At 73.7% G+C, this 23,337-nt stretch carries 10 protein-coding genes; 5 read left to right on the forward strand and 5 right to left on the reverse strand.

Annotation, left to right across the window (positions count from 1 at the left end; translation table 11 throughout):
- Positions 1-178 precede the first annotated feature (178 nt).
- From ACY34K_RS20720 to ACY34K_RS20730, 3 genes are read left to right on the forward strand one after another with little or no spacing between them, the layout of a single operon-like run.
- Positions 179-6,187: an amino acid adenylation domain-containing protein gene (locus ACY34K_RS20720; RefSeq protein WP_462749169.1), complete on the forward strand. Its 6,009-nt coding sequence runs from the start codon at positions 179-181 to the stop codon at positions 6,185-6,187.
- Between the two features lie 57 nt (positions 6,188-6,244).
- Positions 6,245-7,303, forward strand: a complete 1,059-nt coding sequence (locus ACY34K_RS20725; RefSeq protein ID WP_462749170.1) for a ketoacyl-ACP synthase III family protein — start codon at positions 6,245-6,247, stop codon at positions 7,301-7,303.
- A gap of 23 nt (positions 7,304-7,326) precedes the next feature.
- The gene (locus ACY34K_RS20730) at positions 7,327-12,618 is read left to right on the forward strand and encodes a type I polyketide synthase (RefSeq protein ID WP_462749172.1); all 5,292 of its coding nucleotides are present in this window, start codon (positions 7,327-7,329) and stop codon (positions 12,616-12,618) included.
- An 83-nt stretch (positions 12,619-12,701) separates the two neighbouring features.
- Here ACY34K_RS20730 and ACY34K_RS20735 read toward each other — a convergent pair whose 3' ends face one another.
- Positions 12,702-13,103 (reverse strand): hypothetical protein, encoded by a 402-nt coding sequence (locus tag ACY34K_RS20735; protein ID WP_462749173.1) that lies wholly within the window; start codon positions 13,101-13,103, stop codon positions 12,702-12,704.
- Between the two features lie 230 nt (positions 13,104-13,333).
- On the opposite strand from ACY34K_RS20735, the gene ACY34K_RS20740 reads away from it, so the two are divergent.
- Together ACY34K_RS20740 and ACY34K_RS20745 are read left to right on the forward strand one after the other, a co-directional pair.
- Entirely contained in the window at positions 13,334-14,884 is a 1,551-nt protein-coding gene (locus ACY34K_RS20740) for a tryptophan halogenase family protein (RefSeq protein ID WP_462749175.1), read from the forward strand.
- Positions 14,885-14,992: 108 nt separating this feature from the next.
- Positions 14,993-15,523, forward strand: coding sequence for a flavin reductase family protein (locus ACY34K_RS20745; RefSeq protein ID WP_462749177.1), 531 nt, complete (start codon positions 14,993-14,995; stop codon positions 15,521-15,523).
- Here ACY34K_RS20745 and ACY34K_RS20750 read toward each other — a convergent pair.
- From ACY34K_RS20750 to ACY34K_RS20765, 4 genes are all read right to left on the reverse strand, one after another.
- Complete coding sequence (locus ACY34K_RS20750) at positions 15,438-16,436, reverse strand: ArsR/SmtB family transcription factor (RefSeq protein WP_462749180.1); 999 nt, start codon at positions 16,434-16,436, stop codon at positions 15,438-15,440. The two genes, ACY34K_RS20745 and ACY34K_RS20750, sit on opposite strands and share 86 nt — an antisense overlap.
- Positions 16,437-16,549: 113 nt before the next feature.
- A complete protein-coding gene (locus ACY34K_RS20755) occupies positions 16,550-17,893 on the reverse strand; it encodes an NAD(P)/FAD-dependent oxidoreductase (RefSeq protein WP_462749182.1) in 1,344 nt (447 codons plus the stop codon).
- The gene (locus ACY34K_RS20760; protein WP_462749183.1) at positions 17,890-18,171 is read right to left on the reverse strand and encodes a phosphopantetheine-binding protein; all 282 of its coding nucleotides are present in this window, start codon (positions 18,169-18,171) and stop codon (positions 17,890-17,892) included. The genes ACY34K_RS20755 and ACY34K_RS20760 overlap by 4 nt, the downstream gene beginning before the upstream one ends.
- A complete protein-coding gene (locus ACY34K_RS20765) occupies positions 18,168-23,297 on the reverse strand; it encodes an amino acid adenylation domain-containing protein (RefSeq protein ID WP_462749185.1) in 5,130 nt (1,709 codons plus the stop codon). Before ACY34K_RS20765 ends, ACY34K_RS20760 begins: the two co-directional genes overlap by 4 nt.
- Between the last annotated feature and the right edge of the window lie 40 nt (positions 23,298-23,337).

Below are 23,337 nucleotides of genomic sequence, written 5' to 3' on the forward strand. Positions count from 1 at the left end.
TTTTCGGCAGGACCGCGGTCCGGTCCGACCTTGCGGAGGCCGTCTATATTTCTTCGCTATCCGGTCTATCCGACCCGGACCGGGGCCGTATAGGCGGTCTATAGCCGCGATCTCCAGGCTGGTCTTTACCGTGCACCTCTGTGTGCGGTCGAGCAGGAGCCTCGAGAATCCGCGAGCGATGGAGTCGGGAATGGTCGACGGGGACGCGATACGGCTGCCTTTGTCCGCCGGTCAGCAAGGGGTGTGGTTCGCTCACCAGCTGGACGCGTCCGGGCAGAAATACAACTGCGCGGAGTACATCGCCGTCGACGGTCCGCTCGATGTGGCGCTGCTCGGCAGAGCCTGGTCCTTGCTGCGCGCCGAGGCGGACATCGTCCGTATCCGTACCGTCGTCCGGGACGACGACGGGTTGTGGCAGGTCTTGGATCCGGCGCACGCGGCGGTGTTGCCGCTCACCGACTTCACGGCTGCGGCCGATCCGGAGGCGGAGGCCCGGCGGTGGATGCGCGAGGACGTCCGGCGCCCGCTCGATCTGGCCGCCGGACCGATTTCCCGCTTCGCCCTGCTGAGGCTTTCGGAGCAGAGGTTCTTCTTCTACTACCGGCTCCACCATGTGGTCGTCGACGGCTACGGAGTTCATCTGCTGGGCCACCGCCTCGCGGAGATCTATTCCGAACTGGCCGCCGGGCGGGAGGAAGTCGAGCCGGTATTCGGCCCGCTGGCCGAGTTGCTCGCCGAAGAGACCGCGTACCGCGCCTCGGCCGATTTCCACACGGACCGCGCCTACTGGCTGGAGCGCTTCGCCGACCCGCCGGAGCCGTTGTACGTGCCCGGCAGGCAGGGCGCGGAAACGGTCCTGCCGGAGGACCGGCTGCGGCTGCGGCTGACCGCGCCGATCCCCGCGGACGATCTCGGTCTGCTGCGCACGGCTGCCGCCGCGGCCGGCACCACCTGGCAGATCCTGTTCACCGCCGTCGTCGGCGCCTACGTCCACCGCGTCACCAATCGCCGGGACGTCGTCCTCGGCCTGCCCGTGACGGGCCGGCGCAGCGTCGCCTCCCGTCGCATCCCCGGCATGGCCACCAACAGTGTGCCGGTGCGCCTGGACTTTCCGCCCGGGCAGAGCCTCGCCCGACTGGTGCCGCGGCTCACCCGCGAGATCGCCGACACACTGAAGCACGAACGGTTCCGGCTGGAGGACCTCCAGCGCGAACTGGCCCTGGACGGCGGGGCCGGGGCGCTGCTGGGCCCGATCGTCAACTTCATGCCGTACGGCGGCCCGCTGCGGTTCGGGGACACCCCGGCCACCAGCCACAACCTGGCGTCCGGGCCGACGCTCGACCTCTTCGTCACCGTCCGCCCCGAACCCGGCGGCGAAGCCATGTCGCTGGTCCTGGACGGAAATCCGGAGCTGCACGACCTGGAGAGCCTCACCGCTCACCGGGAACGGTTCCTGGCGTTCCTCCGCACGGCGGCCGGCGCCCCGGACACTCCGGTGGCCTCGCTCGACGTGCTCGGTGCGGCGGAGCGGCACCATCTGCTCACCGAACTCAACGCCACCGGTCTGGCGCTGACCGACGAGACGGTGCCCGGCCTCGTCGGCGAATGGGCCGCCGCGGCCCCGGGGCGGATCGCGCTGGTGCACGGCGCGCGCACCCTGACGTACGGCGAGCTCGGCGCGCGGGCGGAGCGGCTCGCCCACGAGCTGGCGGACCGGGGCGTCGGCCCGGAGGATCGCGTCGCCCTGGCCCTCCCCCGCTCGCCGGGACTCGTCGTCGCGATGCTGGCGGTGCTCGAGGCGGGTGCGGCGTTCGTGCCCGTCGACACGACGTACCCGGCCGAGCGCATCGCGTACATGCTCGCCGACTCCTCGCCCGCGCTGGTGATCACCACGGAGGCCTTCGGCGGACTGCTGCCCGGGGACACTGCCCGGCTCCTGCTGGACGAGGCCGACGGCGGTGAACGGGTCGACGCCCGCGATGAACGGGCGGACGTCGGCGGTGGATCAGCGGCCGCCGGGGAGCGCCCTCCGCTGCCGGGCCCGGACCCTGACCACCCCGCCTACGTCATCTACACATCGGGGTCGACCGGCTCCCCCAAGGGTGTGGCCGTGCCCCACCGGGGCCTGCGGAACCTGGCCGAGGACCACATACGGCGCTATGGACTCGACTCCGACAGCCGGGTGTTGCAGCTGGTCTCCCCCAGCTTCGACGTGGCGATGGGGGACATCTGGCCGACCCTGATGGCCGGCGGCCGGCTGGTGCTGGCGCCCGCCGGGCGGACCGTCACGGGACCGGCGCTCGTCCGGCTGCTGCGCACGGAGCGGATCACCCAGGCGGCGATCCCGCCGGTCTTCCTGTCCCGGATGGCGCCCGAGGAACTGCCGGATCTGCGGGTACTGATCACCGGCGGTGAGCCCATGGCGCCCGAGGTGCTGCGGCGCTGGGCCACGGGGCGGCGGATGTTCAACGAGTACGGCGTGACGGAGGCGACCGTCACCACCACCGTGAGCCGGCCGCTGGCCCCCGACGGCACACCGCCGATCGGCGGGCCGGTCGCCAACTCCCGGGTGTACGTGCTGGACGAGGCCATGGCGCCGGTCCTGCCGGGCGTCGTCGGCGAGTTGTTCATTTCCGGCGCCGGGCTCGCGCGCGGCTATCTGCGCCGCCCGGCCCTGACGGCCGAGCGGTTCGTGCCCTGCCCGTACGGCGAGCCCGGCTCGCGCATGTACCGCACCGGCGATCTGGTGCGGTGGCGTGCCGACGGCCAGCTCGAATACGTGGAGCGGGCCGACCACCAGGTCAAGATCCGTGGCTTCCGCATCGAACTCGGGGAGATCGAGGCGGTGCTGGGCCGACACGCCTCGGTGAGGACGGCGGTCGCGGCCGTCCGGGAGCACCGCCCCGGACGTAAGCGGCTGGTGGCCTATGTGGTCCCCGAGCCGGGCGCCGTGCCGGACCCGGCCGGGCTGCGCGCCTTCGCGGCCCGTTCGCTGCCGGACCACATGGTGCCGTCGGCCGTCGTACCGCTGGAGGCCGTGCCGGTCACCCCGAACGGCAAGGTGGACCGCCGGGCGCTGCCCGCGCCGGACTTCTCGGCCGCCCTGACCGACCGGCCGCCGCGGGACGCCCGCGAGGAGGTCCTGTGCGAGCTGTTCGCCGAGGTGCTCGGGCTGGACCGGTGCGGTGTGGAGGACTCCTTCTTCGACCGCGGCGGCGACAGCATCACCGCACTGCAACTGCTGTCCCGGGCGCACACGGCGGGGCTGGACCTCGAGCTGGGTGACGTGTTCCGGTATCCGACGGTGGCCGAACTCGCCCCCCACGCACGGGAACTGCCCGGCCGTGCCGGGCAGCGGGAGGACGGGACGCCGGACGAGGGAACCGGGCCGGTGGCCATGGTGCCCGCCCTCGTCAGGGCGGCGCGCGCCCCGGGCGGCCCCGCGGCGGCGGGCCACGAGTCGGTGCTGCTGCGCCTGCCGGCCGGGGCGCGGTTCGACACGGTGGCCGAGGTCGTACGGGCCGTGGTGGACCACCATGACGCCCTGCGGCTGCGGTTGTCGGTCGCGGACGACGGCCGGTGGGAGGCGCGGACGCTCCCCGCCGGAACGTTCGGCGCGCCGGATCTGGTCACGCGGGCCGGTGACGCGGACCCGGAGGCGTCGGCGGACCGCCGTGGGGAGAGGACCCGGGAGGGCTCCCAGGCGGCTTTCGGGGATTCCTTCGAGGACGTGCGGGCCGCCGCGGAGTCCCGGCTGTCGCCGGCCGAGGGGCTGATGGTGCAGGGCGTGTTCTTCGACGCGGCTGCCGGGCGCACCGCCCGGCTGCTGCTCGTGGCGCACCGGCTGGTGGTGGACGCCGAGTCGTGGCGCGTGCTGCTCGGGGACCTGGCGGCCGCCTGGGCGGACGTGGCCGCGGACCGGCCGGTGGCCCTCGCCCCCGTCGGCACGTCCCTGCGGACCTGGGCCGCGCGGCAGTCGGTGCCGGACGCGGCGGACGAGGCGCACCGCGGCACGGACGCGGCGGACGGTGGCGCGGGTGCGGCGGACGACAGGGCCGGCGGGGCGGACGACGGTACGGCCGGCGCGGCCGCGGGGCGGGCGCGCAGTCTGCGGCTGACCCTGCCCGCCGGCGAGTTCGGCGCCCTGTCGTCCAGGCTCGCCGGGCTGTACCGGGCCGAACCGGGCGAGGTGCTGGCGGCCGGCCTGGCACTGGCGTACGCGCAGTGGGCGTACCGTCCCGCGGACGACGCGGCGACCGGCGGCGGCGTACCGCTGGAGTGGGAGCGCCGCAGGCCCGGTCACGCCGGCCGGCCGGCCACGGGTCTCGAACGGACCGTCGGGCCGCTCGCCGGCACGGTCGCCGTCCGCATCGACACGGACGGGGTGACCTGGGAGGAGGTGTGCGCGGGGTCCGACGCCCTGGGCGGGGTGCTCAAGCGGGCCAAGGAGAGGTTGCGCGCCGGCGGCCCCACGGCACCGGAGGCGGCCCCACCGCTCGCGCTGCGCGACCGCGGGTCGCTTCCCCTGGCCGGGGCCGGGGCGGGGGCCGACGGCGACTGGCTGCCGGTGGCCGGTCCCGACGGGCTGCCCTCCGCCTTCTCGTTCGCCGCCGAAGCGGCGACCGTCCCCGCCGGCTCGGTCACCTTCACGACCGTCGCCTACGACCTGGGCGGGGGGCCCGAACTGGACGTCACGGTGGTCTGGGACGGCGACCGGTACACCGACTCCGCGGTCAAGGAGCTGACCGAGCTGTGGTCCACGGCGCTGACCGGCCTGGTCGCGCACAGCCGCTCGGCCGGGGCCGGCGGGCTGACACCCTCCGACCTGCCGCTGGTGGCGCTGGACCAGGCGGAGATCGACGCGCTCACCGCCGCACACCCGGACCTGTCCGACGTACTTCCGCTGACCCCGCTGCAGGAAGGGCTGCTCTTCCACAGCATTCTGGCCCAGGACGGCGTCGACGCCTACGCGGCGCAGCTGCGCTTCGACCTGGAGGGCCCGCTGGACACGGCGGCGCTGCGGACGGCCGCCGGCACGCTGCTGCGCCGGCACACCGCGCTGCGCTGCGCGTTCCGGCACGGCGAGACGGCGTCGCACCCCGTACAGATCGTCGGTGAGGACGTCCGGCTCCCGTGGGCGGAGCGGGACCTCACCGGGGTGCCCGGGGACGGGCGCGAGGAGGAGGCCCGCCGGCTCGCGGCGGAGGAGCGCGCCCGCCGGTTCGACATGGCGGCGCCCCCGCTGCTGCGGTTTCTGGTGCTGAGGCTCGGAGAGGGCCGCCACCGGGTGCTGCTGACGGCGCATCACATCCTCTGGGACGGCTGGTCGACGGCGATCCTGGTCCGCGAGCTGTTCACGCTGTACGCGCGTGGCGGGGACCCCTCGGTCCTGCCGCCGGCACCGCCGCACCGCGACCACCTGGCCTGGCTTGCCGCCCAGGACCGCCCGGCGGCCCGGCAGGCCTGGGCGCGGGCGCTCCACGGCCTGCCCGGCCCCACCCTGGTGGCCGGCGGTGCTCCGGAACCGGCGCCCGCGCAGGAACACCTCACCGAGCGGCTGGACGAGGAGCTGACCGCGGCGCTCACCGCGCGGGCCCTGGCCCACGGGATCACGCTCAACACGGCCGTCCAGGGCGCCTGGGGACTGCTGCTGTCCGCGGTCACGGGCAGCGACGACGTGGTGTTCGGCGCCTCCGTCTCCGGGCGTCCGCCCGGGCTGCTCGGGGTCGAGGACATGGTGGGCCTGCTGACCAACACCGTCCCGGTACGGGTGCGGCTGCGGGCCGGTGAACCCCTGCCGGAGACGCTCGCGCGGCTGCAGCGGGAGCAGATGGCGCTGTCGCCGCACCACCATCTGGCGCTGGGGGACATCCAGCGCCGGGCCGCGGGGCCGGACGGCGTCACCGGCGCCACCACCGGCGGCGCCCTGTTCGACACCGCGATCACCTTCGTCAACCACTCCTTCGACGCCTCCGGTCCGGCCGCCGCGGGTGGCCTGCGACTGGTGTCCTCCGACGTGGACGACGGCACCCACTACCCGCTGCGGCTGGCCGCCGTGCCGGGCCCCACCCTGACGCTGCGGCTCGGCCACCGGCCCGACGTCTTCTCGCGCACCCGGGCGAAGCGGCTGCTCGGGCGGCTGGTGCGGACGCTGGAGGCGTTCGCGCACCGGCCGCCGGCGTCCTGACCCCCGGTTCGCGCACCCGGTCACGACCCATCCGACACAAGAGGAGGCGAGGCGGCCTTGCGGACGCCCGACGTATTCATCAAAGGGCTCGGAGTCTTCCTGCCCGGCACGGTCACCGTGGCGGAGGCCGTGGAGAGCGGGCGGTACTCCGCCTTCGAGGCCGAGCTGCACGAGCTGACCGGCGCGGCCGTGGCCGGGGAGACACCGGCGCCGGAGATGGCGCTGCGCGCCGCCCAGGAGGCGTACAAGCGCTGCGGACACCGCCCCGACGACACCGATCTGCTGCTGTACGCCGACTCCTGGCACCAGGGGCCCGACGGCTGGCAGCCGCAGTACTACCTCCAGCGGCATCTCGTCGGCGACGAGGTGCTCGCGCTCGAGGTGCGGCAGGGCTGCAACGGCATGTTCGGCGCCCTGGAGCTGGGCGCCGGCCATCTGCGGGGCCGGCCCGGGAGAGGTGCGGGGCGGCACGCCACCGCGCTGCTCGTCGCGGCCGACAACTTCGGCACCCCGATGATGGACCGCTGGACGATGGGGCCCGGCTACATCGCCGGGGACGCGGCCAGTGCGGTCGTCCTGACCACCGAGCCGTCGTTCGCCCAGCTCCTCTCGGTGGGGTCGGTCGCCGTGTCGGAGGCCGAGGGGATGCACCGCGGAGCCGAGCCGCTGTTCCCGCCCGGTCCGACCGTGGGGCGGCCGCTGGACTTCCAGGCCCGCAACACCGAGTTCAAGCGGGCCGCACTCGCCGACGGCACGGGCACCGGGTCTCTGGTCCGGGTCCACGGGCTGACCCTGGAGCTGGTCGAGCGCACCCTGTCCGAGGCCGGCATCGGTCTCGCGGACGTCGCCCGCGTCGCGTACATGAACTACTCCCGGGAGATCGTCGAGCAGCGCTGCATGGCCGCGCTGGGCCTGCCCATGGAGAAGTCGACCTGGGAGTTCGGCCGGACGGTCGGCCATCTCGGGGCGAGCGACCAGATCGTCTCCCTCGACCATCTGCTGGGCACGGGCGAACTCGGGCCCGGTGACCACTTCCTGATGCTCGGCGTCGGCCCCGGCGTCACCCTGTCCTGCGCTGTCGTGCGGATCCGGCACACCGCCCCGTGGTGCGGTTGATCATGGCTAAGGAGACCGAAGTCGTGTCCATCGAAGACGAGTCCGCAGCGACCGGCTCACCCGTCCCCGGACCCGCGCCCCTGCCGCCTTCCGGGGCCGTGCCGCCGGAACCCGTCGCGGTGATCGGGGCCGGGTGCCGGCTGGCGGGCGGAGCCGACTCGCCCGGCGCGTTCTGGGAGATGCTGCTGACCGGCCGGGACGGCATCGGCGACATGCCGGGCGACCGCTGGGGCCCCTACCGGGACCTCGGGCCCGAGCACGGCGCCGCGGTGCGCCGCGCCGACATCCCGGGCGGGTTCGTCGAGGACGTCGAGGGGTTCGACTCCGCGTTCTTCGGCCTCACGCCCCGCGAGGCGGAGCTGATGGACCCGCAGCAGCGGCTGCTCCTGGAAGTGGTGTGGGAGGCGCTGGAGGACGCGGGCATCCCGCCGCAGAGCCTGGCGGGCGGTGACACCGGGGTCTTCGTCGGCATCGGGTCGGACGACTACGGCCGGCGGCTGCTGGAGGACCTGCCGCAGATCGAGGCCTGGACCGGCATCGGGAGCGCCATGTGCGCGGCCGCCAACCGGATCTCGTACGCCTTCGACCTGCGCGGCCCCAGCATGGCCGTCGACACCGCCTGCTCGGCCTCCCTGGTCGCCACCCATCTGGCGTGCCAGAGCCTGCGGGCGGGGGAGAGCGGCGTCGCCCTGGTCGGCGGGGTCAACCTGATCATCTCCCCCGGGCTGTCGCTCACGCTGGAGTCGGCCGGCGCCACCGCGCCCGACGGCCGCTGCAAGCCGTTCGACGCCTCCGCCAACGGCTACGGGCGGGGCGAGGGCGGCGCCGTGCTCGTCCTCAAGCGTCTCTCCGACGCCGAGCGGGACGGCGACCGCGTACTCGCCGTGATCCGCGGCAGCCACGTCAGCCAGGACGGCCGCACCAACGGCATCATGGCCCCCAGCGGCACCGCCCAGCAGGCGCTGCTGGAGACCACGCTGCGCCGCTCCGGCATCGAGGCGGGCTCCGTCGACTACATCGAGGCCCACGGCACCGGAACCCGCCTCGGCGACCCGCTCGAAGCGGGCGCCCTCTCCGCCGTGTACGGCAGGGGGCGGCCCGCGGGCGAGCCGGTGCTGATCGGCTCGGTGAAGCCCAACATCGGACACCTGGAGGCCGGTGCCGGGGTCGCCAGCATGCTGAAGGCCGTCCTCGCCCTGAACCACGGCGAGATCCCGCCGAGCCTCAACTACCACCGGGGCAATCCGGCGATCGACTGGGACACCAACGGGCTGCGGGTCGTCACGAAGCGTACGCCGTGGCCGGACCGCGGACGCCCGCGCCGCGCCGGTGTCTCCGGCTTCGGCTACGGCGGCACCATCGCGCACGTGCTGCTGGAGCAGGCCCCCGAGCCGGCCGGCACCGCGCGGCGACCGGCGTCCGCACCGGCCCCGGAACGCACCCGGCTCTTCCCCGTCTCCGCCAAGTCCCCCGCCGCGCTGCGGGCGTACGCGGGCACGCTGGCCGACTGGCTGACCGCTCCCGGCGCCGGCCGGGAGGCCGGTCTGGACTCGCTGGGCCACACGCTGGCACTGCGCCGCTCGCACCTGGACCACCGGGCCGCGATCGTGGCCGCGAGCCGCGAGGACCTGGTGGCCGGGCTGCGGATCGTCGCCGACGGGGAACAGTCCCGGGAGGCGGTCACCGGATCGGCGACCGCCGCGCCGGGCGGCGGGCCGGTGTGGGTGTTCTCCGGCCACGGTTCGCAGTGGGTGGGCATGGGACGCGACCTGCTGGCGTCCGAGCCGGCGTTCGCCGAGGCCATCGACGAGCTGACACCGGTCTTCCTGGAGGAGATCGGCTTCTCGCCCCGGCAGGTGCTGGTCGACGGCGACTTCGGCACCGTGGACCGCGTCCAGACGATGATCTTCGCGGTGCAGATCGGGCTGGCCGCCGTCTGGCGGTCGTACGGCGTCGTCCCGGCCGCCGTGATCGGGCACTCCGTCGGTGAGATCGCGGCAGCGGTCACGGCCGGGGCGCTGTCCCGGCAGGACGGCGCCCGGCTGATCTGCCGCCGTTCCGCACTGCTGCGCCGGGTCGCCGGCCGGGGTGCGATGGCGATGGCGAGCCTGCCGCTGGAGGAGGTCACCGAACGCCTCGCGGGCCGCACCGACGTGGTCGCCGCCATCTCGGCGTCGCCCTCCTCCACCGTCGTCTCCGGCGACGTCGCCGCGATCGAGGCGTTGACCGGGGAGTGGCAGGCGGAGGGCGTCCAACTGCGCCGGGTGGCCTCCGACGTCGCCTTCCACAGCCCGCAGATGGACGAGCTGCTCGACGAACTGACGGCGGCCGCAGCCGATCTGACCCCGCGCGAGCCGGTACTCCCGATGTACTCGACCGCACTCGACGACCCGCGTACGACTCCGCGGGCGGACGGCGCCTACTGGGCGGCGAACCTGCGCAACACGGTGCGGCTGGCGGCGGCGACCCGGGCCGCCGCGGAGGACGGTCACCGGGCCTTCCTGGAGATCTCCGCGCATCCGGTGGTGGCCCATTCCCTCGGCGAGACCCTCGCCGATCTGGGGGTGGAGGACGCTTTCGTCGGATCGTCGCTGCGGCGCAACCAGCCGGAGGAGTCCTCGCTGCTCGCCGCGCTCGCCGCCGCCCACACCGCGGGCATCGCGTGCGACTGGACCCGTCTGGCCCCGGCCGGCGGCCTGGTGACGCTCCCCCGGGTGGCCTGGCAGCGGCAGCCCCACTGGCGCGAGACCCGTTTCCCGGGCGCGGGCCAGGGCCTCGGCCACGATGTGGACGCCCATGCGCTCATCGGTTCTCCGGTCGCCGTGTCCGGCCGGTCTCTGCGGCTGTGGCGGACGGTCCTGGAGGACGCGAACCGCCCCTACCCGGGCAGCCACACCATCAACGGGACGGAGATCGTGCCCGCCGCCGTGCTGATCAACACCTTCCTCGCGGCGGCCGGGAACGGTGGGGACGCGGACGGCGGGGACGGCAACGGCCGGCGGGCACTGGGCGAGGTCGCGCTGCGGCTGCCGCTGACCGTCGGCGAGCGCCGCGAAATCCAGGTCGTGCACGACGACAACGGGCTGCGGGTGTCCTCGCGCGTCGCGGACGGCGACGGCGCCTGGCTCACCCACACGACCGCCACCACCCTGAACACCCCGCCGGCCCCACCGGACCGGTTGCCCGCACCGGACGCCTCGCTCGCCCCGGCCGATCCGGGCGGGATACAGCGCCACCTGGCCTCGGTCGGCGTGCCCACCATGGGTTTCGAGTGGACCGTCGGGGAACTGCTGCGCGCCGAGGGCACCCTCCAGGCGCGCGTGACGGCGGAGCAGCCGGAGCGGGCGCCCGCGACATGGGCGCCGCTCTTCGACGCCGCCCTGTCGATCGCCCCGTCCGCCTACCCCGGGCCCGCCGCGCTGCGCATGGTCGCGCACCTCGCCGCCGTGAGTGTCGGGGGCGCGCCCCCGGCGTCGGCAGTGGTCCACGTCACGCACGACCCGGCGGCGGACGCGGTGGACGTCCTGATCGCGGACCCCGGAGGACGGGTGCTGGCCGCGCTGACCGGCGTACGGTACGCGTCGATCGGCCAGGAGTCGATGGTGGCCGCCCCGCCCCGGGAGCTGGTGCACGAGGTGGTGTGGCGGCCGCTGGAGACCGGGGCCCGGGCAGAGGGCGCCGGGCGGGACCTGGTCCTGATCGGCGCGGTCGACCATCCCCTGGCGGGCGCCCTGCGCGACCTGGTCACCGCCGTCGGTGGCCGGTTCCGGGCCCTCAAGGCGCCGGGGGACCTGGCCTCCCCGGCCGGGCTCGACGCGTCCACGGACGTGCTGGTGCTGCCGCCGCCGCCCGTGCCGGGCGAGTCGGTCCCGGGCTCGGCGGCGGGCAACGCGTGGCTGCTGCTGGAGACGGCACAGCGGCTGGCCGCCCTGGACACGGTGCGGTTCCCCCGCCTGTGGGCCCTGACGACGGGCGTGCGGGAGAGCCGGGGGACGACGGGGCTCACCCACTCCGCGCTGTGGGGGCTCGGCCGGGTCGTCGCCGGAGAACACGGCGAGCTGTGGGGCGGGATCGTCGATCTGCCGGCGGACGCGGGAGCGGAGACGGCCGGCGCGCTGCTGGACGTCCTGCGGGCGGCTCCGCACGAGGACGTGGTGTCGCTGGGGTCCGATGGCGCCGCCGAGACGGCCCGGCTGGCCCGCACGGATCGGGAGGCCCGGCACGAGGCACCGGCCTGCCGTGCCGACGGCACGTACCTGATCACCGGCGGTCTCGGTGTGCTCGGTCTGGAGGTGGCGCACTGGCTGGCGGGGCGGGGCGCCCGGCGTCTGGTGCTGGCCGGACGGCGGGGGCTGCCGCCGCGGGCCGAGTGGGACAACGTGACGGACGAGGTGACACAGCGTCACATCGACGGAGTGCGGGCGCTGGAGGCGCTCGGGGTGACCGTGCGCGTGGTGGCCCTGGACGTCGCCGACGCCGCCGCGGCGGCCCGGCTGCTGGCCCCTGACGCGCTCGGGATGCCGCCGGTGCGGGGCATCGTGCACGCCGCGGGTGTGCTCGACAACCGGATGGTGCCGGACGTGGACGAGGCGTCGCTGCGGGCCGTGATGCGTCCGAAGGCCGAGGGCGCCTGGGTGCTGCACGAGCTGTTCCCCGCCGGCAGTCTGGACTTCTTCGTGCTCTTCTCCTCCTGCGGTCAGCTCCTCGGGCTGCCGGGGCAGGCCAGTTACGGCTCGGCCAACGCCTTCCTGGACGCGCTGGCGCACCACCGCGGCGACACCACGAGCTTCGGCTGGACGTCGTGGCGCGGCCAGGGCATGGCGGTGAACGAGGTCGTCGACCTGGAGCTGCGGGAGCGCGGAGTCACCGACATCTCGCCTGCGGAGGCGTTCGCGGCGTGGGACCACGCCGCGCGGCGCGGCACCGGCCACTTCCCGGTGCTGCGGACGACACCGCTGGAGGCGGGCGCCGAACGGCTGCCGCTGCTGCGGGAAGTCGGCGCGGAGGAGCCCTCCCCGGCCGGTGCGGCGGAGGGCGGCGGTGACTCCTTCGCCGGTCTGTCGGGCGAGGAACTGCGCGAGCGGCTGGTCACCGAGATCGCCGGCCAGATCGCCGGGGAGATGCGGCTGCCGGTGGCCTCCCTCGACATCCGCCGCTCGCTGGTGGAACAGGGACTGGACTCGGTGATGACGATCGTCATCCGCAGGCGCCTGGAGAAGCGGTTCGGCCACAAGCTCCCGGCCACCCTGCTGTGGCACCGGCCCACGGTGGTGGCGATCAGCGGGCATGTGGCGGAGCTGCTGTCCGCCGGGTGAGCCCACCCGCAGACGCGTCTGCCCCCCTTCCCCGGCCGGGGAAGGGGGGCAGACTCGGTCCTGCCGTGGAGCGGGCCGGTGCCTCACCAGGGCGGGCACTCTCCGACGTACCGGTCGTCGAGTGCGTTGCCCCGGACGTCCCGGACGTCGACCGTGTACTTCCAGCCGCCGATGGACTTCCAGCCGGTGCTCCACGTCCCGTCGGCCTTGACGACGAGGGTGTCCGGCGCCGGATCCGGTCCCTCGCTGAGGTGACGGACGACGATCGTCAGGCCCGGCGTGTACCCGCTGCCCCACGCGCGCCCCCGGAAATCGGCATCGACGTCGGTGCAGTCCAGCTCACCGTCCGTGTGCGGCGCCTGCGCCGACGACCGTGCCGCGGCCGGCGCCGGAGCGGCAGAAGCCGTCGCCGGGGCCGCGCCGGTACCCGTCACGGCCAGTGCCGCCGCCGCAACGACACCGGCGGCCCTGATGGTGCGTAACATCCGAGAACTCCTTCGTCGGGATTTCCGGGGAAAGCGTGCGCGGAGATCGTAGCCCCCGCTTCCGGAATGCACGGTGCGAGCCGGGTGAATTGGACTGGATTGCGGCCGGTGAAGTCCGGCGTATCACCTGCGACTTTCACTGGTCACTTAAGGACCTTCCGGGGGTTTCCGCACCCACCTAGTGTCGAGTTCCATCTGGCCCTCGCGGAGTTACGGGATTGGGGACGCGCATGCTCAACAGAGTCGTCATCGTCGGTGGCGGTACGGCGGGTTGGATGACCGCCTCGTATCTCAAGGCCGCATTCGGCGACCGGATCGACGTCACTCTGGTGGAGTCCGGGAAAGTCGGAACCATCGGTGTGGGTGAAGCCACTTTCAGTGACATCCGGCACTTCTTCGAGTTCCTGGGGCTCAAGGAGAAGGACTGGATGCCGGCCTGCAATGCCACGTACAAACTGGCGGTGCGGTTCGAGAACTGGCGCGAGAAGGGGCACTACTTCTACCACCCCTTCGAACAGATGAGATCGGTCAACGGCCACCCGCTGACCGACTGGTGGCTCCAGAACGGTCCGACCGAGCGGTTCGACAAGGACTGCTTCGTGATGGCCTCGGTCATCGACGCCGGGCTCAGCCCGCGGCGGCTCGACGGCACCCTGCTCGACCAGCCCTTCGACGAGGGCGCGGACGAGATGCAGGGGCTGACGATGTCCGAGCACCAGGGCAAGACCCAGTTCCCGTACGCGTACCACTTCGAGGCCGCGCTGCTGGCCAAGTACCTGACGGCGTACGCCGTGGAGCGCGGCGTCAAGCACATCGTGGACGACGTGCAGACGGTCGACCTCGACGACCGGGGCTGGATCAGCGCGGTCCGGACGGCCCAGCACGGCGACCTCACCGGCGACCTGTTCGTCGACTGCACCGGCTTCCGCGGCCTGCTGCTGAACAAGGCCCTGGAGGAGCCGTTCCTCTCCTACCAGGACACCCTGCCCAACGACAGCGCGGTCGCGCTGCAGGTCCCGATGGACATGGAGAAGCGCGGCATCCGGCCGTGCACCACCGCGACCGCCCAGGACGCCGGCTGGATCTGGACGATCCCGCTGATGGGACGGGTCGGCACCGGCTACGTCTACGCCAGGGACTACCTCTCGCCCGAGGAGGCGGAGCGCACCCTGCGCGAGTTCGTCGGGCCCGCGGCGGCCGACGCCGAGGCCAACCACATCCGGATGCGCATCGGCCGCAGCCGCAACTCCTGGGTGAAGAACTGTGTCGCCATCGGCCTGGCCAGCGGGTTCGTCGAGCCGCTGGAGTCGACCGGCATCTTCTTCATCCACCACGCGATCGAGCAGCTGGCCAAGAACTTCCCCGGACCGGACTGGGACCCCACCCACCGGGACCGGTACAACGACGCGATCGCCCATGTCATGGACGGGGTGCGGGAGTTCCTGGTGCTGCACTACGTCAGCGCCAAGCGGTCCGACACGCAGTACTGGCGGGACACCAAGACCCGGCGCCTCCCGGACGGGCTGGCCGAACGCATCGAGAAGTGGCGCACCCAGCTTCCGGACAGCGAGACGGTGTACCCGTACTACCACGGCCTGCCGCCGTACTCGTACATGTGCATCCTGCTCGGCATGGGCGGCATCGAGGTGAAGCCGTCGCCCGCGCTCGCCCTGGCCGATCCGGGCGCCGCCCAGCGGGAGTTCGAGGCGATCAGGGAGAAGACGCAGGCGCTCACCAGGACGCTGCCCAGGGCGTTCGACTACTTCTCGCAGATGCGCTGAGGCGGCGATGGCGCCTCTCGTCCCGTCGGACCGTGGTGGGGCTGCCGTGCGGCGGCCCCGTCGCGGCGGGCTCCCGCGGGTGTCCGTGATCACAGAAAGCGGAGCGCGATGAGCGAATCGGCCGTGCGGACGGCGGCACCGGCCACCCCCGACGAGTTCCGTACGCTGATGAGCGGCTTCCCCACCGGGGTCGGCGTCGTCACCGCGACGGACACCGGTGGTGTCCGCCGCGGTATGACCTGCTCGTCCCTGTGCGGGGTCTCACTGGAGCCACCGGTGCTGCTCGTGTGCCTGCGGGACGGCAGCCCGACCCTGGCAGCGGTGCGGGGGTCGGGGACCTTCGCGGTGAACCTGCTGCACGCGGGCGCGCGGCGGACGGCCGAGCTGTTCGCCTCCGGCGATCCGCACCGGTTCGGAAAGGTCGCCTGCGAGACGGACGGGGAGGCGGCGGGGCCGCATCTGACCGCCGACGCGCACACGGTCGCGGACTGCGAGGTGCTGCTGGCCCAGCCGGTGGGCGACCACGTGGCGGTGTACGGGGAGGTCCGCCGGGTCACCCGGCGAGGCGACCGGGTCCCGCTGCTGTACGGGCTGCGGCAGTTCCGTACGTGGCCTGAGGTCCGGCCGGACCGGGGGTGAGCGACCCGGCGGCACCGTCGCGCAGCCGGCCGCCGAGGAGCGCCATACCGAGCGGTGTCACCGTGTGCAGCACGTTGTTGCGGACGCGGCGCGTGGTGATGAGGCCCGACTGGCGCAGCACCGCGGCGTGCTGGCTGGCACCGGCCGAGGAGATGCCGAGCCGGGCAGCGAGCTGACTGGTGGTACAGGCGGCGGTGAGCGCGCGCAGCGCGGCCGCCCGGGTCTGGCCGACCAGGGCGCTGAGCGCCTGACCGTGGTCGTCGGGCCGGCCCCACAGGTCGGCGGCCTGGCCGCCGGCCGCGGGGGCCGCGAAGACCAGGGCCGCCATACCGGTGTCCGGCTCGCACTCGACGACCCTGCCGGTGCGGCCGGGCAGGAAGACCGAGGGGCACAACAGCAGGCCGCGGCCGTCGAGGTGGAGGTCGCGGTCGGGTCCGTCGGGGATTTCGAGGACCGGGCCCTTCCACACGATGCGCGGGTGCAGGGTGGCGAGCAGCTGCTCGACGCCGCCGGCCATGGCGATCCGGCCGCGGGCCTCGCACTCGGCGTCGAGCCGCTCGCGGATGCGGTCCCAGTACGGGACGACGGCCGACCGCCACACGTCGAGCGCCAGCCGGTACGCCTCCGCGTGGGAGGTCCCGGCCTGGGGCGCGCGGTTCTCCGGTGATGCCCGCTCCAGCAGGAACAGCACGTCGTCGGGGGTCTTGAGGGTGCGCAGCAGCCGGGCGGGCGGTGGCCAGGAGGCGGACCGCTGGAGCAGCCGGCGATGGGCCTCCGCGCGCCAGCGGGCGTAGTCGGCGTGGCCGGAGGCGGCCAGGACACCCAGTGCGAGGGCACCCTCGGCGAGGGGGCCGAGGGTGCCGCGCAGCCGGGTGCGGGCCAGGTCGGACGCGGTGAAGTGGATTCTCTGCATGGGTCTCGCCCCCGTGGGTGGTGGACGGCCGGACTTTCCCGCTCACCGGCACGGACTTCCGCCCGGCGCCGCGGCGCCGGGCGGAGGTCGGCGGACGCGTGGCCGGCGCGCGGTCAGAACGCCGGGGCCGAGGTGGGGGCCCGCAGGGTGCCCAGGTAGGGGTGCCACAGGTGGTCCGGGTTGTTCTCGACCTCCGCGACGATCTCGCGCATGGCGGCGAGCGCCTTGGGCTCCTCGCCGTCGTAGACGTCGCCCTGGAGCATCTTCAGTACGTCGATGCGGTGGCGCGGGTCCTGGACGAAGGCGGTGAACAGCACGTTCAGGCGGTAGTAGATGGAGATGAACTCGTACCAGTACTTCACCGCGCGCCGCAGCTTGGTCTCGTAGGTCTCGAAGCGCTTCCTGGCGAAGTCCCCGGCCTCGTGCGCCGCGATGATGTCCTGGGCGGCGATGCGGGCGCTGTTGAGGGCGACGCTCACACCGCTGGAGAAGATCGGGTCGACGAACCGTGCGGCGTCCCCGATGAGGACGAAGCGGTCGCCGCAGATCTGCCGCATGGCGTAGCTGTAGTCGCCCTCGGCCTTGAACTCGCGGATGCGCTCGGCGTTCTTCAGGGCGTCGTGCAGTTCGGGACGGCTGGAGACGAAGTCCCAGAAGAAGCCCTCGCGGTCGGTGGCCGCGGCGGCGAAGCGCTTCTTCTGGGTGACCACCCCGATGCTGGTGATGGTGTCGGTGATGGGGATCTGCCACAGCCAGGTGTCCTTGATGGGCAGGAAGTGCACGAAGATGTGGTCGACCTGGGAGGCGTCGCCGGCGATGGCGTCGCGGTCCAGCCCCTCGAACCAGGTGTGGACCGCGTACTGGTCGAAGACCGGGTCGGCGACCTTCACCTTGAGCTGGCGGCCGAGCAGGGTCTGCCGGCCGGAGGCGTCGACGACCATCCGGGCGGTGAAGTCGACCTCCTTGGCGGCCAGGCGCACGGTGAGCCGCACCAGCTCGGGGTCGGTGAAGTCGGTCCTGAGGACCCGGACGCCGTTGAAGACGGTGGCGCCCTGCTCGTCGGCGTGGCGCAGCAGGATGGCGTCGAAGCGGCCGCGGTCCACGTGGAACGTGTAGTCGCGGTCGACGCCGGGCTGGTTGCGCTCGACGAAGGCGATGTCCGCGGTCCAGCCGTGGCTGAGGCCGCTGTAGCCCATCCTGGGAATGTCGCGGGACTCGGCGGAGGTCCAGGAGGCGCCGTATTTCTTGGGGAATTTCGCCTCGTCGATCTTCTCCAGAGCGCCTATCTCGTGCAGGACGGGCGTGGTCGCCGGGACGAGGGATTCACCGACGTGCGGCCGGGGGAAGGTCTCGCTCTCGAAGACGGCCACGGAGAGTCCGGCCCGGGCGAGGTAGGAGGCCATGGTGGAGCCGGCCGGTCCGCCGCCGATGACGGCGACGTCGAAGTCAGCCTTCATGCCTTTTCCCCCTGTGTCGTCGATTCCTGCGACAGTTCGTGGAGCATTCCGGCGATGGTCCGGATGTCCTTGAAGTGGTGGGCGTCGATCTTCGCGGGCGACACGTACAGACCCAGTTCGTCGCGGATGTGGGTGAGCAGGAGGGCGACCCGGAGCGAGTCGAGGACTCCCGATTCCATGAGCGGGGTCGTGTCGTTCAGCTCCGCCTGCGCGTCACCGTGGAGGAATTCCTCCCCGATGAATTTCACGAGCGCGGATACGTAATCGTCTTCGGTCATTCCTCTTCGCTTTCTGCACGGTGCCAGGTCTCTAGTTCGTCCGGCGACATCCGGTCGATCTCGGCGCGGACCTCCTCCTCCACCACCCGGGCGAGTTCGGCCACGGTGCCTCCCTCGAACACGGCCCGGGTCGGGAAGTCGATGTCGAAGGACTGCTGGATCTCGGCGATGAGCCGGATCGCGAGGATCGAGTTGCCACCGCTGCGGAAGAAGTGGCTGTGTGCGCCGGCGGGGCTGCCGAGGAGCTCCTGGAAGATCTCCGCGATGCGCTCCTCGACGACTCCGCGCGGCGCCACCGCGTCGTCCGCCGTCTCACGGTCCGCCCGCGGCAGGGCGTCCCGGTCGAGCTTGCCGTTGGCGTTCAGCGGGACCGCGGGAATCGGTGTGAACACGGGCGGGACCATGTAGTCGGGCAGCCGTTCCGCACAGTGCGCGGCGAGGGCCTCCCTGATCGCGTCCGGGTCGTCCGCGCCGGGGGCCGGCACCCAGTAGGCGGCCAGGCTCGCGCCACCGCCGGCGTCCTCGACGGCGATCACGACGGAGTCCGTTACGGCCGGATGGCCGTCGAGCACGGTCTTGATCTCACCGGTCTCCACGCGGTAGCCGCGGATCTTGACCTGTCCGTCGCGCCGGCCGATGAAGTCGACGTCCCCGCCGGGCAGCAGCCGTACGAGGTCTCCGGTCCGGTACAGCCGGGCCCCGGCGGGCCCGTAGGGGTCCGGTACGAAGCTCGCGGCGGTCAGGTCGGGGCGGCCGGCGTAGCCGCGGGCCACGCCGGTCCCTCCGACGTACAGCTCGCCGACCACACCCACCGGTACCGGGCGCATCAGGTCGTCGAGGACATGGACCGCGACGCCGGGCAACGGCCGTCCGACGGGCACCGATTCGCCGTTCACCGGGGCGGTCACGGGGTGGACGGTGGTGCCGACGGAGGCCTCGGTGGGGCCGTACTCGTTGATGAGCCGGCCCGGCCCCAGGGCCCGGGCCCACTCGTCGGCCTGCCGCACCGGCAGGGCCTCGCCCGCGACCACGATGACACCGGCCAGTCCGGCCATCCGCTCGGGGGTGAGCCGGCGTGCCAGGATCTCCAGGTGCCCGGGCGTCAGCTTGAGGAACGAGTACGGCGCCCCGGCCCGCAGGAGGTCTCCCAGCCCGGCCAGGTCCAGGTCCTGCGGCAGCAGACGCATCGGCTGCCCGGCGAGCAGCGGCGCCCAGAGGTTCGGCACGACCAGGTCGAACGCGACCGAGGAGAAAACCGCGCCGCCGCCTGTGCCGCGGGACGCCAGCTCGTCGACCGCCCACGCGATGTGGTTGGCGAGGCCCCGGTGGGTGACCTGCACTCCCTTGGGGCGGCCGGTCGAGCCGGAGGTGTAGATCACGTATGCCAGCGCCTCGGGGTCGGGCTCGGTGGACACGCTGCCGGTTCCGGACTCGGCGCCGGGGCCCCGGCCGGACACGGCCCGCGGGTGCCGTTCGTCCGCGGCCGGATCGTCGTCCGTGACCACGAGCCGTCCGTCGAACACGGCGGCGAGCCGCTCGCGGTACGACGCCTGGGTCACCAGGATGTCCGCTCCGGCGTCCGCCAGGACCCGGCCGACGCGTTCGGGCGGGAACGACGGGTCGAGCGGCACATGGGCGGCTCCCGCCTTCCACACGCCGAGGAACGCGGTCGGGAGGTCGAGTCCCCGGTCGAGGAGCACCCCGACCACGGACTCGGGCCCGGCGCCGAGGGCGCGCAGCCGGCCGGCCAGTTTCCCGGCCTCGTCGTCGAGTTCCGCGAAGGTGCGGGTCGCGTCACCGGCGATCAGGGCGGTGGCGTCCGGTGCTTCCGCGGCACGCCGCGCGAACAGCGCGGGGACGGAGGCGGTCACCTCGGGCCCGGGCGTACGGCTCCAGCGCGTGAGCGCGGCCCGCTCGTCGCCGGGCAGCATGTCGAGGGTGTCCAGGCGGCCGAGCGGGGCCGCCGCGACGGACGCGAGCAGTCGCTGGAAGTGGGCGGCGAGCCGCTCGGCCGTGGAGCGCTCGAAGAGGGAGGTGGCGTACTCCAGGGCGCCGACGACCGTGCCGTCCGGCTGTCCCCGCATGTAGAGCGTGAGGTCGGTCTTGGCGATGGTCGACACGGCGGTCACGGTGTCGAGGTCGGCGGCGTCGGCGGCCGAGCCGGTGAGTTCCACGTCGTGGTAGTCGAACGCCACCTGGTAGAGCGGGGTGCGGGAGAGGTCGCGTTCGGGCGCGAGTTCGGCGACCAGTTCCTCGAAGGGCAGCTCCTGGTGGCCGAACGCCTCCTTGCAGACGTCCCGGACGCGCTCCAGTGCCTGCTCGAAGGCGAGTGAGCCGTCGAGGGCGCAGCGCAGGACGAGGCTGTTGAGGAAGAACCCGACGGTGTTCTCGATCTCGGGGCGCTCCCGGCCCGCGACGGGTGTCCCGATCACCACGTCCCACTGCCCGGTGTACCGGGCCAGCAGGGTGGTGAACGCGGTCAGCAGCACCATGAACGGGGTGGCGTCGCCGCGCCGTCCCACTTCGGTGAGCGACCGGGCGACACCGGCGGGCACGGTGAAGGTGACGAGCGCGCCACGCGCGTCGCGGGCCGGGGGCCGGGGCCGGTCGGTGCGCAGGGTCAGCGGCGCGGCCCCGTCGAGCACGGTCCGCCAGTGGTCCAGCTCGCGCGCCACGACGTCGTCGGTGAGGCGGGCACGCTGCCAGACGGCGTAGTCGGCGTACTGCACGGGCAGTTCGGGCAGATCGGGACGGCGGCCCGCGCGCAGGGCGCCGAGGATCTCGTGGAACTCGCGGCGCAGGACGGTCGCCGACCAGCCGTCGCCGACGATGTGGTGCATCAGCAGGACGAGCGTGCGGTCGGGTGCGGACACGTGTGTGGCCGCCTCGGGCCCGGTGGCCGTGGCGGGCCCTGTGGCCGTGGCGGGCTCGGTGATGAGCAGTGCGCGGACCACGGGGCCCTGTTCGAGGTCGAAGCCCCGCTCGGCGTCCTCCTCGACGATCGCTCCGGCCGCCGACCGCGGCGCGGTGACCGTGCGCAGCTCCATGGGCTCGGGTGGGTCGACGATCTGCACCGGCTCTCCTTCCCTGCCGCCGTCGGCGACGACGAACCGGGTGCGCAGCGCCTCGTGCCGGGCCCGGAGTTCGTCCAGGGCCCGCCGTACGAGCGGCTCGCCGTCGGTGGCGGGAACGCGCAGGAAGAGCCCGGTGACCCACTCGCGGCCGCGGGGGTTGATCCGTTCCAGCAGCCAGAGCCTGCGCTGGCCCAGCGAGAGCGGAAGCGGCCCGGTGCGCGGTACGGGGCGGACGGGGGACGCTTCGGGGCCGTGCGGGCCCGCGGTGTCCTCGTCGATCAGCCGGGCCTGGGCGGCGACGGTGGTCGCGCGGAGCAGCAGGGGCAGTTCGACGGCCCTGCCGGTCGTGGCCCGCAGCCGGTTGGCGAGCCGGGTGAGTTGCAGCGAGGAGCCGCCGAGCCGGAAGAAGTCGTCGTGCACGCCGATGTCCCCGGTCCCGAGCAGTTCCCGCCACACTTCGGCGACGAGCCGTTCGGCCTCGGTGGCGGGTGTGGCGTCCGGGTGGCCGGCCGGATCGGGCGCGGGCAGGGCGAGCCGGTCGGTCTTGCCGCTGGACGTCTTCGGGAAGGCCGCCGTCTCGACGTAGACGGCGGGCAGATGGGTCCGCGGCAGCCGGTCGGCGAGGAAGTCGCGGAGCTCGTCGGGGGTGGTGGCGGTGCCGGGGCGGTGGCGGACGTAGGCCGCGAGCCGGGTCGCGCCGCCGGGGGCGGTGAACGAGGTGACCGCCGTCTCCAGCAGTGCCGGATGACCGGCGAGGGCGGCCTCCACCTCGGCGGGTTCGATCCGCACTCCGTTGATCTTGACCTGGTCGTCGGTACGGCCGAGGTGTTCGAGGCTGCCGTCGGCCCGCTGACGTACGAGGTCACCGGTCCGGTACAGCCGGGCCCCGGCGGGCCCGTACGGGTCGGGGACGAAGCGGTCGGCCGTCAGGCCGGGCCGGCCGAGGTAGCCGTGGGCGAGACCGGTGCCGCCCAGGTACAGCTCACCGCGCTCGCCCGGTTCCACCGGGCGACCGTCGGGGCCGGCGACGAGGGTGCGGATGCCGGGCAGCGGGATGCCGATGGGCACCGGGCCGGTGCTCTGGATGGGGTCGAAGCGGTGGCCGGTGACCTCGTTGGAGCATTCGGTGGGTCCATAGGTGTTCCACACCTCGACGTCGCCGGCGCTGTCCTCGACCCGGGCCAGCCAACGCTGGACGAGCTCGGCGTGGAGCTGTTCGCCGCCGGAGGAGAGGAGTCTGAGCGTGGTGCAGTCCTGCCAGGCGGGCTCGTCCACCAGCATCCGCAGCAGTGAGGGGACGACCTGCAGGACGGTGACGCGCTGTTCGTTGACCGTCCGGACGAGCAGGGCGGGGTCGCGTTCGGCGCCGGGCGGTGCCATGACGACCGTGCCGCCGGCGGCCAGTGGGGCGAAGATCTCCCAGCCCGCGGCGTCGAAGGTCAGCGGCGTCTTGTGCAGCACGCGGTCGCCGGCGCCGAGCCCGTGGGTCCGTATCCGCCAGCCGACCTGGTTGGCGAGGCCGGCGTGGCTCACCACGACACCTTTGGGGCGGCCGGTGGAGCCGGAGGTGTAGAGCACGTACGCGGGGTGGTCGCCGGACACACCGGCCGGCGGGGGCCCGGCGGGCAGCCCGTCGAGCGCCGTCGCACCGGTGTCGAGCACGAGGGTGCGTACGCCGGCCGTGTCGAGGACGTCCGCCCGGTTCGGCCCGGAGATCACCACCGTGGCGCCGGTGTCCGCCAGCACCTCCGCGGTACGGGCCGGCGGATGGTCCGGGTCGAGCGGCACATAGGCGGCGCCCGCCTTCCAGACGGCCAGCAGGGCGACGGCGAGGGGAGCGCCGCGGTGCAGATGGACACCGACCGGCGCCCCGGGTCCGGCTCCGGTGCGCAGCAGCAGGTGGGCCAGCCGGTTGGCGCCGCGGTCCAGTTCCCCGTACGTCAGCGCACGCTCCCCCGCCACGACGGCGAGGGCGTCGGGGGACGAGGCGGCCCGGTGCGCGACGAGTTCGTGGAGCGGGGCCGCAGCGGACGGGTCCGGCGCGTGGTTCATCAGCTCTCCCAAGGGTCGGCAGGCAGTGCTCAGCCGCAGC

The sequence above is a fragment of the Streptomyces sp. STAM6 genome (genome assembly GCF_054963715.1).